Origin of the sequence: Agrobacterium sp. AGB01 (assembly GCF_014851585.1) — a bacterium.
Lineage (GTDB): Bacteria > Pseudomonadota > Alphaproteobacteria > Rhizobiales > Rhizobiaceae > Agrobacterium.
Window position 1 is genome coordinate 358,064 of record NZ_JACVAB010000002.1, and the last position, 12,410, is coordinate 370,473.

The 12,410-nt window shown below is 55.9% G+C and carries 11 protein-coding genes; 6 read left to right on the plus strand and 5 right to left on the minus strand.

Translation table 11 applies throughout. The features are described from left to right. Positions 1 to 4: 4 nt before the first annotated feature. Positions 5 to 892, minus strand: coding sequence for a DMT family transporter (locus IB237_RS08455; protein WP_192488209.1), 888 nt, complete (start codon positions 890 to 892; stop codon positions 5 to 7). Between the two features lie 237 nt (positions 893 to 1,129). Between IB237_RS08455 and IB237_RS08460 the strand changes: the two genes are divergently transcribed. Both IB237_RS08460 and IB237_RS08465 read left to right on the plus strand, forming a co-directional pair. Continuing rightward, the gene (locus tag IB237_RS08460; protein WP_192488210.1) at positions 1,130 to 2,428 is read left to right on the plus strand and encodes an adenylosuccinate synthase; all 1,299 of its coding nucleotides are present in this window, start codon (positions 1,130 to 1,132) and stop codon (positions 2,426 to 2,428) included. A 60-nt stretch (positions 2,429 to 2,488) separates the two neighbouring features. Next, a complete protein-coding gene (locus IB237_RS08465) occupies positions 2,489 to 4,807 on the plus strand; it encodes a hypothetical protein (RefSeq protein WP_192488211.1) in 2,319 nt (772 codons plus the stop codon). Between the two features lie 102 nt (positions 4,808 to 4,909). On the opposite strand, the gene rpoH is transcribed toward IB237_RS08465, so the two are convergent. After that, a complete protein-coding gene (gene rpoH / locus IB237_RS08470; protein ID WP_192488212.1) occupies positions 4,910 to 5,812 on the minus strand; it encodes an RNA polymerase sigma factor RpoH in 903 nt (300 codons plus the stop codon). A gap of 203 nt (positions 5,813 to 6,015) precedes the next feature. Beyond that, the gene (locus IB237_RS08475; RefSeq protein ID WP_192488213.1) at positions 6,016 to 7,053 is read right to left on the minus strand and encodes an RluA family pseudouridine synthase; all 1,038 of its coding nucleotides are present in this window, start codon (positions 7,051 to 7,053) and stop codon (positions 6,016 to 6,018) included. Positions 7,054 to 7,090: 37 nt separating this feature from the next. Here IB237_RS08475 and IB237_RS08480 point away from each other — a divergent pair, with 37 nt between their 5' ends. Further along, positions 7,091 to 7,483, plus strand: a complete 393-nt coding sequence (locus IB237_RS08480; protein WP_192488214.1) for a hypothetical protein — start codon at positions 7,091 to 7,093, stop codon at positions 7,481 to 7,483. Continuing rightward, positions 7,473 to 8,351, plus strand: coding sequence for an RNA methyltransferase (locus IB237_RS08485; RefSeq protein ID WP_192488215.1), 879 nt, complete (start codon positions 7,473 to 7,475; stop codon positions 8,349 to 8,351). The genes IB237_RS08480 and IB237_RS08485 overlap by 11 nt, the downstream gene beginning before the upstream one ends. A 13-nt stretch (positions 8,352 to 8,364) precedes the next feature. On the opposite strand, the gene IB237_RS08490 is transcribed toward IB237_RS08485, so the two are convergent. Both IB237_RS08490 and IB237_RS08495 read right to left on the minus strand, forming a co-directional pair. Continuing rightward, complete coding sequence (locus tag IB237_RS08490) at positions 8,365 to 9,525, minus strand: hypothetical protein (protein ID WP_246787755.1); 1,161 nt, start codon at positions 9,523 to 9,525, stop codon at positions 8,365 to 8,367. 214 nt (positions 9,526 to 9,739) lie between these two features. Further along, positions 9,740 to 10,333 carry a DUF1134 domain-containing protein gene (locus IB237_RS08495; protein WP_192488217.1) on the minus strand — a complete coding sequence of 198 codons (594 nt, stop codon included), beginning with the start codon at positions 10,331 to 10,333 and terminating at the stop codon, positions 9,740 to 9,742. 158 nt (positions 10,334 to 10,491) lie between these two features. Here IB237_RS08495 and chpT point away from each other — a divergent pair, with 158 nt between their 5' ends. Both chpT and IB237_RS08505 read left to right on the plus strand, forming a co-directional pair. Continuing rightward, positions 10,492 to 11,136 (plus strand): histidine phosphotransferase ChpT, encoded by a 645-nt coding sequence (gene chpT, locus IB237_RS08500; RefSeq protein WP_192488218.1) that lies wholly within the window; start codon positions 10,492 to 10,494, stop codon positions 11,134 to 11,136. Between the two features lie 178 nt (positions 11,137 to 11,314). After that, positions 11,315 to 12,364 (plus strand): alpha/beta fold hydrolase, encoded by a 1,050-nt coding sequence (locus IB237_RS08505; protein ID WP_192488219.1) that lies wholly within the window; start codon positions 11,315 to 11,317, stop codon positions 12,362 to 12,364. Positions 12,365 to 12,410: the final 46 nt, after the last annotated feature.

Genomic DNA, 12,410 nt, shown 5'->3' on the forward strand with positions numbered 1-12,410 from the left:
CCTTTCAAGGGACTGGCAGCTTTTTTCGTTCTGCCACCGCAATGCCACCCAGCGTCAAAAGCAGAGCCATGATCTGGTAGGTGTGCAGCGTTTCTCCAATAATGATGACGGAAAGCAACGTGCCGAACACCGGTACGAGATTGATAAACAGTCCGGCGCGGTTTGGGCCAATGCTTTCGACGCCTCTGATGTAAAGAATCTGTGCCAGAAGCGACGCTAAAATCGCCGTATAAAGCGTGATTATCCAACCCTTCTGATCCGGCCAGACGGCTGTCTGTTGCATGACCTCCCACCCCATCAGCGGGAAAGATGAGATGAGTGCGCCAAGCGCCGGTATGGCCATCAAGGTGCGCCAGTTTACCAGTGGTTTCCAGCGCAACATGATGGTGTAGACGGCATATACCAGCACCGCCATCAGCATGATGGCATCCCCGGCATTCAAGTCCAGCGCCAGTAACGACCACGGATCGCCATGCGAGGCCAGCAGGGCAACACCGGCAATCGTCATGAAGAACCCAATGATCTGGCCACTCATCACGCGTGTTCCAAACAGCGCGAAGTTCAGCGCAAAAATCACCATGGGAATGCCAGCCTGGATAACGGCGGCATTGATGGCGGAGGTGTATTGCAGCGCGGTGTAGAGAAAGGCGTTGAAGCTGGTGTAACCGATGATCCCCAACCCGAAGAAATAGGGCAGGTTCTTTTTGACCACCGGCCAGTCACGGACCAGTTGCGGCACGGAAATGGCAAAGATGAAAACGACCGCAAATACCCAGCGCAGATATGTCAGCACCATAGGACTGACATGGCCAAGGGCGAGTTTTCCGGCGACAGCATTGCCGCCCCAGCAAAGTGTGGCGATGATCAGGGCGAGGTAGGCTCTTGAAGGCACGAGGGAATCTTTCGGTGGTTGTATGCAGGCGCAGGGCGGGAATCGTCGGACATCGACAACGTTTTTGCCACCTCGGTGCCGAGATAAAGCCGCAAAGCGTGCTTTGTCACGGATTTTGTCATGCAAAAAGCAAAAAACGCTAGCATAAACAGGGTCGCTTTCCTTAAAACAACGCAGTATACATTCGCGGGTTTGGGTTAGGGCGCAGACACGCGCCATAAGCAGGAAAGCAAGATAATGACGAATGTCGTAGTGGTCGGCTCTCAGTGGGGCGACGAAGGCAAGGGTAAGATTGTTGATTGGCTCTCCGAGCGTGCGGACGTTGTCGTTCGTTACCAGGGTGGGCATAATGCCGGTCATACACTTGTCATTGATGGCGTCAGCTACAAGCTGTCTCTTCTGCCTTCGGGTGTCGTGCGTCCTGGCAAGTTGGCCGTGATCGGTAATGGCGTTGTGGTCGACCCACATGCGCTGATTGCTGAAATGGGCCGTCTGGCTGCACAAGGTGTAACAGTTACGCCGGATAATCTGCGTATCGCCGACAACGCCACCCTTATCCTTTCTCTGCACCGCGAACTGGACGGCATGCGCGAAGACGCGGCCTCCAACAGCGGTACAAAAATCGGCACCACGCGCCGTGGTATCGGCCCTGCCTATGAGGACAAGGTCGGTCGTCGTGCTATCCGCGTGATGGATCTGGAAGACACCGAGGCGCTGGCTGCCAAGGTTGACCGCATCCTCAACCACCATAATGCGCTGCGTCGTGGTTTTGGTGTGGCTGAAGTCAGCCATGAAACAATCATGGAAGAGCTGACATCGATCGCCGACAAGATCCTGCCGTTCCGTGAAACCGTATGGCTTCTGCTCGACAAGAAGCGTCGCGCTGGCGCACGCATCCTGTTTGAAGGCGCGCAGGGTTCGCTGCTCGATATAGACCACGGCACATATCCGTTCGTGACCTCGTCCAACACTGTTGCCGGTCAGGCTGCTGCTGGTTCGGGCATGGGGCCTGGCGCGCTCGGTTACATTCTTGGTATCACCAAGGCCTACACGACCCGCGTTGGTGAAGGTCCATTCCCGACCGAGCTGAACGATGAAATCGGTCAGTTCCTGGGTGAAAAGGGACATGAGTTCGGCACCGTTACCGGACGCAAGCGCCGTTGCGGCTGGTTTGACGCTGCACTGGTTCGTCAGTCGGTGGCAACCAACGGCATTACCGGCATCGCGCTGACCAAGCTCGATGTTCTTGATGGCCTTGATGAGCTGAAGATTTGCATTGGCTACAAGCTCGACGGCAAGGAGATCGATCACCTTCCGGCAAGCCAGGGAGCGCAAGCTCGCGTCGAACCAATCTACATCACGCTGGAAGGCTGGAAAGAATCGACCGTCGGTGCCCGAAAATGGGCGGATTTGCCTGCTCAGGCGATTAAATACGTTCGTCAGGTCGAAGAACTGATCGGTGCACCCGTTGCGCTTCTTTCCACCAGCCCTGAGCGTGACGATACGATACTTGTGACTGATCCTTTTGAGGATTAATGTCACAATTAATAAACCATATCGGGCCGGTACGTCGCCGGTGACGACGAGAAAGTGCTTATGGCAGATTTTGTAGCGGTCATTCGCAAAGCCGTTGATGGCTTGGCGAACAACACTCCCGAAACCCGGGCGAAGGTTTACGAAAAAGCTCGCAGTGCCGTTGTTCGGCAACTGGAGAATATGAACCCACGTCCACCGGAAGAGTTGCTGCGACGTCAGGTCGTCAAACTTGATGCGGCGATTGCAGAGGTTGAAGGCGAATATGCCGAAGCCTTACCGCCGCTTGAAGAAGATGATGACTATGTGCATGACGACTATGCTGCGCCGGAGGAAACAACCTCCGGACAGCAGTCCTATGTGCAAGAGCCTGCCGATGTGGTTGAAGAAGAACCTGCACCTGCGGTTGAAGAGCCGCAGGTTGAGGAGGAAGAGCCTGCTGCCTATGCAGCGGCTCCTTCCTATGAACCCGAGACTGAACAAGAGCCAGAGCCGGTTGAGCCTGTTTACGAACAGGCTTACGAGCCCGCGCCTGAAGTTTCCTACTTCAAACCGCAGACCGTTGAACCTGTCTACGTCGATGAGCCTCGTTATGAGGAGCCGGTAGAAGACGAACCGACACCAGAACAAGAAACCGCTTATCAGGAGCCCGTCGTCCATGCGCAAGAGCCGCATTGGGTGGATGATGATGCACCGGCTGCGGAAGATGAATGGCGCAAGCCTGCCGATGATGCCGTGTACGCCGATGACGTCCGCATAGAATCGGAAGAGCCTGTTCTGCAGGCGCCACGTTCCTATCCGGAAGTGGTCGAGCCCGTATATGTCGCGCCTGTTGCCGACAATGAACCAGAAGTCGAGCAAGAGCCGGAAATTGTTGCTGCTCCTGCTTATGGTGCTGTAGAGCCCGACAATCGCCACAGCTTCGAAGACGAATCCGATCCTTTCGCCGCGCGTGCGGACTATCATGATGATGTGTTTGCGACGCCTGCAGTCGAGCAGCCACGCAAACAATCGGCACAGGATGAGGATTTCTCCTCCTATTTTGAAGACGCGACTGTTGATCTGCCGACCGCTGGGCAGGCTTCCAGCGCTGCAGTTGCTGCGGCTGCTGGAACCGGCAAGCCGTCCTTGCAGGAAGTGCCGCTGGACTTTAAGCAGGCACCTGCTGACACCACAAAGGAAGCCGCCAACAAGAAACGCACTCCTTGGGACGATCTGGAAGAACTGATCGGTTATGACGGCATTGGCACCGATGCCAAGGTTGCCGGCAAGGTCGGTTCCTACGAGGCTGGGGCCTCTGGCATTTCTGCCGATGGTGTTCCGCCTGCGTCCTACATGGTCAAGAAAAAGCCGCGCCGCAATTATGCAAGCTATGTGCTTGCTCTGCTGGGTGTTCTGCTTCTGGCAGGTGGTGGTTACGCGCTGTGGCTCAACCGCGATGCCATGAATGACATGGTCAGCGGATTGACGCAGTCTGCGCAGCCAGAAACACCTGCCACGACAGAGCAGCCGGCCCAGAACGGTGCAGGCGAAACAACGACGACACCACCTGCAACGACGGAACAGACACCGCCTGCCACGCCGCAGACGGATGACGGTTCGGTGCAGGGTAGCAAGTTTACCCAGCGTCTGCTTCCTGACGGCACAGAGCGGGACGAAGGTCCGGCACCTGGCGCCAACGGCCAGCCGGTTACCGCTGAAGGTCAATCTGTGTATGAGCAGAATGAAGCTGCTCCTGCGCAGACACCAGATGCTGCCACTACAACACCGCCAGCCACTCAGGGCGCTGCTGCGGCACCTGGCGTGGGTGCGCCACTTGCAGCCGGTGCAGAACGCATGTTCCTCTATGAAGAGGTGCTTGGCCAAACGGTTCCGACTGCAATCGAAGGCAGCGTGGCCTGGACCCTGCAGCATGAGCAGGGTGAAGACGGCAAGCAGCTTGCGACCGTTCAGGGTCAGATGAGCATTCCTGCACGCGGTTTGAGTGCACTGATTACCTTCAAGCGTAATCTGGACTCGTCGCTGCCTGCCAGCCACCTGGTGGAAATCGTCTTCTCTGTTACGCCTGGCTTTGAAGGCGGCGCGATCGACAGCGTTCAGCGTATTGCCATGAAGCAGACTGAACAGGACCGCGGTAACGCCTTGATTGCCGTTCCAGCGAAGATCACGGACGATTTCCATATGATCGCCCTCAATGACTTCCCAGATGCGATGAAGACCAATCTGGAGCTGCTAGCCACCCGTGATTGGATCGATATTCCAGTGTCATATCGCAATGGCCGTCGTGCATTGCTGACTATGCAGAAGGGTCCTGAGGGTCGTGCTGCTTTTGATGCCGCGCTCAAGGACTGGGCGTCAACCGCACCCGCCGCTGGCCAGTAAGGTTTCAACGCCCAACCATTAAAAAAGCCCCCGAACAGTGTTCGGGGGCTTTTCTTTTGGCTTTTACAGCCGAGGTCGCTTGGGAGGAGCGAACTTCAGTAATCAGGCGTCCACCACCCGAAGGGCCTTGGCTGCTTCCAGAGCTTGTTTCTGCACCGCTTCCTGTACCTTTTCAAAGGCACGGACTTCGATCTGGCGTACGCGCTCGCGGCTGATATCGAACTCCTCGGAAAGTTCTTCCAAAGTGATCGGATCTTCTGCGAGGCGGCGAGCTTCGAAGATACGGCGTTCACGATCGTTCAGAACGCTCATGGCACGCGCCAACATGTGGCGGCGCGTTTCGAGCTCGTCCTGCTCAATCAGCACCTGTTCCTGGCTGTCGTGGTCATCGACCAGCCAATCCTGCCACTGGCCGGATTCGCCTTCCGCTGCCTTGATTGGGGCATTCAACGAAGCATCGCCATGCAGGCGGCGGTTCATCGATACAACTTCCTCTTCGGAAACCTTCAGCTTTCTGGCAATCTCAGCGACGTGTTCGGGCTTCAGGTCGCCATCATCGATGGCCTGAATACGGCCCTTGAGGCGGCGCAGGTTGAAGAAGAGACGCTTCTGGTTTGCGGTGGTGCCCATTTTAACGAGCGACCAGGATCTCAGGATATATTCCTGGATCGAGGCCTTGATCCACCACATGGCATAAGTCGCCAGACGGAAACCACGCTCCGGGTCAAACTTCTTGACGGCCTGCATCAGGCCGACATTGCCTTCGGACACGACTTCACCGATCGGCAGGCCGTAGCCGCGATAACCCATGGCAATCTTGGCGACCAGTCGCAGGTGGCTGGTGACGAGTTTATGCGCGGCGTCGCGGTCGCCATGTTCGGCATAGCGTTTGCCGAGCATGTACTCTTCCTGCGGCTCCAGCATAGGAAACTTGCGAATTTCATCGAGATAACGATTAAGACCGGCTTCACCGGCGGTAATTGAAGGCAAACTATTGCGGGCCATAAAGCACCCCCTATCCTTGAACTACGGCCCCCTAATAATAGCTTTTCAGGCAGACCGCTGCGTGCGCATACAATGTATCACGCACAATTTCCCGTTACAGATATGTAGGAGTGAACGGCGTTTCAAGAATACGGTTGCATCACGAAGCCGTTACGGTTTGCTTTTTCGATAAAAAAGGACCGATAACGGTCCCTTTCTTGATGTCACGCCTCTTTGTCGTTTCGCAGCGCTTGCACCAATTCCTCCATGTCGTCAGGCATGTCGGTTTCAAACTCCATCACCTCACCGGTGCGCGGATGTTCAAAACACAAAAGGAAAGCATGCAGGGCCTGGCGGGGAAAACGGTTGACCACGGCTTTTGCTTCGTCATCCAGCAGGTTTGCCTTGGTGCGGAAGGCTGCACCGTATTCGGGATCGCCAAGTAATGGATTGCCGATATGTGCCATATGTACGCGGATCTGGTGTGTACGGCCAGTTTCCAGATGGCACTCCACCATGGAGGCAAGGCAGGAAGCGTCCGGCTTCTCCCGGAAGCGTTCCATGACTTCGTAATGCGTAATGGCCTCGCGAGCATCTTCCGCCTCCTCGCGCTTCACGGTGCGCTTTGTGCGATCATTGCCCGAACGGCCGAGCGCCGCATCGATGGTGCCACGAAGCTGTTTCGGGCGGCCCCAGACGATTGCCTTGTAAGCGCGTTCCAGTGGGCCTGTGCGGCCATGGTCGGCAAACTGCGCAGCAAGATGGCGATGGGCATTGTCGTTTTTGGCAACCACCATAACGCCGCTGGTCTCCTTATCCAGGCGGTGCACGATGCCAGGGCGTTTGACGCCACCGATACCGGAAAGGCTATCACCGCAGTGATGTATCAACGCGTTGACCAGTGTGCCCGTCCAGTTGCCAGCACCGGGATGAACGACAAGGCCAGCCGGTTTGACGAGCACGATCAAATCTTCGTCCTCATAGAGAACATCAAGCGGGATGTCTTCGCCCTGCGGTTCAGGATCTTCTGGTTCCGGCATGTTGATTTCCACCCGGTCGCCAGGGCGGATCTTCTTTTTTGGTTCAGTGATGGCGACACCATTGACGGTGACAGCGCCTTGCTCAATGAGAGATTTGAGGCGGTTGCGTGAAAAATCGCCCTCAACAGCCGTCGTCAGCCACGAATCCAGACGACCTTCGGCATCTTCTTCGGCAATCAGGACTTTTCTTGCGTCTGCGCCTTGTTTAAAGGGGTCGTTCATTCAACTTTCCGATCAAATAGTAATGACAGGACCTCAGATGACGCAGATCGAGCCAGAAGAACAGGAAGACAAGCCGCTCGACCCGGCCATGGAAAGCGTTCGTCGCAAGATGATACGCTTGCAGATCGTTTCAGGGTCCGTGATGTTCATCAGCCTTATGGCGGTGTTCGGAGCCGTTGTCTACAAGGCTATGGGGCCATCCAAGACGCAAACGCAGGCTCCGGTTGCTGCGGTGAACGGTGCAGTGCCATCTGATGGACCTGTTTCTGCCACCGCAAGCCTGCCACAGGGCTTTGTCATTGAAAATACCTCGCTTGCTGCGGGTCAGTTGCTGTTTACCGGCAGGCTTGCCAATGGCACACGCAAGGCAATGGTGTTTGATATCGCAACGGGCCGCTTCGTGGCCGATGTGACAATCGATGCACAATGAGGCAACGGCTGCGACCGGCCGTGCTGTCATCGAGATAACCTCTGCCGATGATCCGCGTATAGAAGCGTTCTGCAACATCAGGGAACGAGATCTGACGGGACGGCAGGGCCGTTTTATTGCCGAGGGCACCGTGGTGTTGCGCATGCTGGCAGCCGCTCACCGCGCGGGCGTTGCTTTTGAGGCTGAATGCATTCTGGTGCTGAAGAACCGGCTGGAGGGTGTTGCCAGCATTCTGGAGGATTTTCCGGCCTCTGTGCCGCTCTACATTGCCGATGCTGCGGTTCTGGATGCGATTGCCGGTTTTCACCTGCATCGCGGTATCCTGGCGCTCGGTCGACGTCTGGCAACTCCTCAGGCTGACGGCGACGCGACAGGGCATGGGCTGGATAGTCTGATTGCCAGGCTGCCAAAATCATCGCTGGTGGTGGTTGGCTGTGGCATTTCGAACCACGATAACATCGGTGGCATGTTCCGCAATGCAGCGGCCTTCTATGCCGATGCGGTTCTCCTGGACGAGACATGCTGCGATCCGCTGTATCGCAAGGCATTGCGTGTCTCTGTCGGTTCTGTGCTTGCGGTGCCCTACATCCGTGAAGGCAAGGCGGTGTCGCTGCTGGAAAAATTGGCGGCAGAAGGTTTTACTATCTGGGCGTTGTCTCCTGCCGGCGAAACGGAAATTCGCAATATTCCGGTTTCCGAGCGTATGGCGCTGGTTATCGGAACAGAAGGCGACGGTTTGCCACCGGAGGTGCTGTCGCGTTTTCGAACGGCGCGTATCTCGCAATCGGCGCGGTTGGACAGCCTGAATGCCGGTACGTCATCCGGTCTTGCGCTTTACCAGATGGCGGCGGCACTCGGCCGCTTGTAAAGCGGTATCTCGATTAGTTTGGTTTCTGCGACAGAAGCTCGTTTGCCCGTTGCGCAAGGCTCTGGCGCTTTGCATCTGGATTGGCGGTGTCACGCGCCAGAATTTCCGGAATTGGTGAGTTGTCCCCTTCAAGGCGGGCAGTCAGGGCAATCATCCTTGCGGCAATGATGGCAATCTCCTGACGGATCGCTTCATCATTGTTGGTATTCTTGATGTTGATGAGACGCTCGGTGAGCGCCGTTCCCTGATTGCGGATTTCTTCGATTTCGCTGTTCAGATCAGCTTTGTCAGCTGCTGTGGCCGACGTTGCGGCGCTGCTGGCGATATCGATGATGGGCGGTTTTGCTGCCACGACAGGCACCTCTGGTAGGGTGGAAGCAGCACTTTTATTGGCCACGGCCGGGTTGGGCAAGCGAATGACCATTTCGCCGGACTGTGGACTGGATGTTGCTAACCGCTCCTTGAGGCGTGCGATTTCCTGGTTGCGGCGTTCAATCAGATTTTCATTGTCGGCATTGCGAGCAGCTTCTTGCGCCAGCTGTTCTTCCAGGCGGTGGATCTTGCGGCTGTCGCGGGTGATCTGATTTGCCATGTCGCGGCTTTTGTCGGTGGAGCTGTTCAGATCGCGGGTAATGGTATCTTTTTCCTTGCGCCAGGAATCATTGCGCTGACGCGCCTGTTCCACCTCGAGTTCACTGGCTGACAGGTTAATTTTCAACTCATCCAACTCGCTGGTGATGCGGCTGGCGCGCTTCATCAGGTCGGCCAGTTCTGCGGCCTTGAGCTGATTACTTTCTTCTGCATGGCGCAAGGTGCTTTTCAGTTTTTCAGCGGCATCTTCCTGCTTGCGCAATCTGGAGCGCAGGTCGCCGGTCTCGACAGACATTTCTTCGAGATGCTGGCGAAGTTCGCGGTTCTCGGTCAGGATTTTGCTGGCATCATCGGCAAGGCTGTTGCTGCGCACGGAAATCTGAACTGACTTGGCACGCTCATTTTCAAGCTCTTGGCGGGTTCTGGCATTTTCAGCGGCGTACAGCGCACGCGCCATATCCTTCTGTGCACGCACTTCCTGGGGGCTGATGGGCATGGTGGCGCGCAGGCGCTTTTCGGTATAGGCGACGATGCGGCGATGAATGGCGGGCGCTATGAGAGCTGCAACAAGAGCGGCACTCAAAAAACCCAATCCAAATAAAATCGCAAACTCGATCACGCCGGGATCTCCAAACTAAGACACGCTATACCGTTCTGACTTTTGTCGCCACCACCGACGCAAAAAGCTGCCGCATGTGTCACACGCGGAGCTTGCGCTGGCCGTTCCATACCTGCGTTAAAGGGATGGCGAATCGACGCTGGCTTTTACCGTCGGCCGATATCAACTGCAAAAAATGTCAGAAAGGGTTCCAAGTCGGCTGCTGCGTCAGCTTGAGATAGCCGACATTGATGCCGAGACGTGCGCCGATGCCGGTGCGAATCGGTGCAATGGTTACGTCGTTGTTCTTCAAAACGGTCATGCCGACACCTGCAATAACGAATGCAGAGCCACTGACACCGCCAAAGCGGCGGTAAAGACCATCCACGGATGCAAGGTTATAAACCAGCATCATGGTGCGTGTGCCCTGGCCACCGTAATCAAGGCCGAGCGATGGGCCTTGCCAGAAAACCGGGTGCTGACCTGCGTTCTTTGTGTAGAGCTGACCTTCGCCGTAGGTGAGGCCGGCAACAAATGCGCCCGAGCCTTCCTGGCCCAGAATATAACCGTTTGGCAGGCCGTAACGCTGGAATGCCTGTTCAACGACCTTTGCAAGGCCACCGGTGGTGGAGCCAAAAAAGCCGTGTCCCGCATCCACGATTTCTTGCATCGTGTATTGGTCACTGCTTTGCGCCATGGCCTGTGCCGGCAGAATCATTCCTGCAACGACCATGAAAATCCTGATCAGTCCCAGGTGCGCAAAAGTGCGAATTTGGTGGAGGCTCATCGTCATTTCCGTCCGTCTGTTTCGTTTTACTTGCCGTATCATGACATCTGACCATTTTGGAAGCATGGTCTTAATAATCGGTTTACCAAATATGGTGTCATTATGACGGCAGGTTATTCTTGAAATAACGCACGACCGAAGAGCCGACGGCGCAGGAGATATTTATGACCATTAACCCGAACCTGACACTCTCGGGAGCCGATCTTGCGGCGTTGCTTTGCAGTCGTGTGTGCCACGACGTCATTTCGCCCGTGGGCGCGATTAACAACGGCCTTGAGCTTCTTGATGAAGGTGGCGCGGATGAAGATGCAATGGATCTGATCCGTACATCCGCGTTGAACGCTTCTGTGCGACTGAAATTTGCCCGCCTGGCCTTTGGTGCTTCCGGTTCGGCCGGTGCGTCTATTGACACGGGCGAGGGTGAAAAAGCGGCTAAGGATTTCGCCGGCGCCGACAAGAAGGTTGAGGTTAGCTGGACCGGGCCGCGCGCTATCGTCGCCAAGAACCGGGTGAAGTTGCTTCTGAACCTTTTCCTGGTCGCTTACGGCGCTATTCCACGCGGTGGCAATCTCGACGTTGTCTTGGAAAATCCAGAAACCGATGCCCGATTTGAAATCACCGTTAAGGGCCGCATGCTGCGCGTTCCGGCAAAGTTCGCCGAACTTTGCAAAGGTGCCCTTGAAGAGGCGGTCGACGCCCATTCCGTGCAGCCATATTATACGCTGCTGTTGGCACAGGAAGCTGACATGGCACTGGATTATACGGTGCACGAAGACAAGATCGTGTTCGTGGCGACACTCAAGGCCTGATCAGGTCTCCGGCTATTCTTAAAAAACGGCGTCCAATGGGCGCCGTTTTTGTTTGTGCCACTTTATATAGAGCCGCTGGTCCTTGATCATGTTCCAGTCGGCCTCAAACCTGATTCAGGTCGCCGCATTTGCACAACTGTCTCATTGGATTGACCGAGTTCAACATATGGAGACGGAAATGCGCTGTTTCTCATTGGCGATGCTGGTGTTGACTTTGACAGGGCAGGTTGCCCTGGCGGGCACGGCGGTAGGTTTCAAACAAATCGAGCAGGCTGAAAAAGGTAATGATCGGCCGCTGAAGATTTCATTGTGGTACCCGGCAAACGAGACGGTCACGAAAGCCGAGACCGTTGGAGAAAATCCTGTCTTTTATGGTCTTGGTGTCGAGCAGGATGTCTTGGCAGCCCCGGGCAAACATCCGTTGGTTTTACTGTCGCATGGTTATGGCGGCAGCTGGCGAAACCTTAATTGGTTGGCTGGTGAGCTTGTGCAAAGCGGGTATATTGTTGCGGCGCCAGACCATCCTGGCACGACATTCCAGAATATGGACGACGCAGAAGCCTTGCGGCTTTGGGAGCGTCCGCGCGATATCAGCCGCACGTTAACGGCTGTGCTGGAGAATACGTCGCTGGCTGGTGAGATAGATGACGGGAAAATCGCCGTCATAGGCCACTCTTTGGGTGGTTGGACGGCAATCGAACTGGCTGGCGGTCGTTATCAGGCGGATCGCGCTCTCAAGGACTGCACGGGCGATGTCATGCCTGCGCAATGCAAAGACCTGAAACTTATGGCGCGGATCGGTATTGTCGGCGGTGGCAAAGCCCGTCCAGAGCTTTCTCAGGATTTGAAAGATAAACGCATCAGGGCTGCTGTCGCGCTTGATCTCGGGCCTGCCTCCGGCTTTGTGCCTGACAGTCTTGCAGGGATCGATATACCGGTTCTGGTCTATGCAGCGGGTCATCAGACGGCCGAGATTGCCGCGATAAAAAACGATTCGGAATACTTGCGGCAACATTTGCCAGCTTCTTCAACGCTTTACCGCGAAGTTGGCGATGCAACGCATTTCAGTTTTGTCCAGACGTGCAAACCTGGTGCGGACAAGATCATTGAACAAGAATCGCCCGGGGAAAGTTTTGTTTGCCGCGATGGTGGCGGGCGAAACCGGGCGGATATTCACCGCGAGATCGCTGACGGTATTGTCTCATTTTTGCATGAGGCACTGAACTGACCGTATGTGTCACCGCTTGAAACAAAAAAGCCCGCCATGAAGGCGG

Excerpts from the sequence above, each read along its gene's own strand:
- IB237_RS08460 (WP_192488210.1), top strand. The coding sequence starts at position 1,130 with ATGACGAATGTCGTAGTGGTCGGCTCTCAGTGGGGCGACGAAGGCAAG.
- IB237_RS08465 (WP_192488211.1), top strand. The coding sequence starts at position 2,489 with ATGGCAGATTTTGTAGCGGTCATTCGCAAAGCCGTTGATGGCTTGGCG.
- rpoH (WP_192488212.1), bottom strand. The coding sequence starts at position 5,812 with ATGGCCCGCAATAGTTTGCCTTCAATTACCGCCGGTGAAGCCGGTCTT.
- IB237_RS08475 (WP_192488213.1), bottom strand. The coding sequence starts at position 7,053 with ATGAACGACCCCTTTAAACAAGGCGCAGACGCAAGAAAAGTCCTGATT.
- IB237_RS08480 (WP_192488214.1), top strand. The coding sequence starts at position 7,091 with ATGACGCAGATCGAGCCAGAAGAACAGGAAGACAAGCCGCTCGACCCG.
- IB237_RS08485 (WP_192488215.1), top strand. The coding sequence starts at position 7,473 with ATGCACAATGAGGCAACGGCTGCGACCGGCCGTGCTGTCATCGAGATA.
- IB237_RS08495 (WP_192488217.1), bottom strand. The coding sequence starts at position 10,333 with ATGACGATGAGCCTCCACCAAATTCGCACTTTTGCGCACCTGGGACTG.
- chpT (WP_192488218.1), top strand. The coding sequence starts at position 10,492 with ATGACCATTAACCCGAACCTGACACTCTCGGGAGCCGATCTTGCGGCG.
- IB237_RS08505 (WP_192488219.1), top strand. The coding sequence starts at position 11,315 with ATGCGCTGTTTCTCATTGGCGATGCTGGTGTTGACTTTGACAGGGCAG.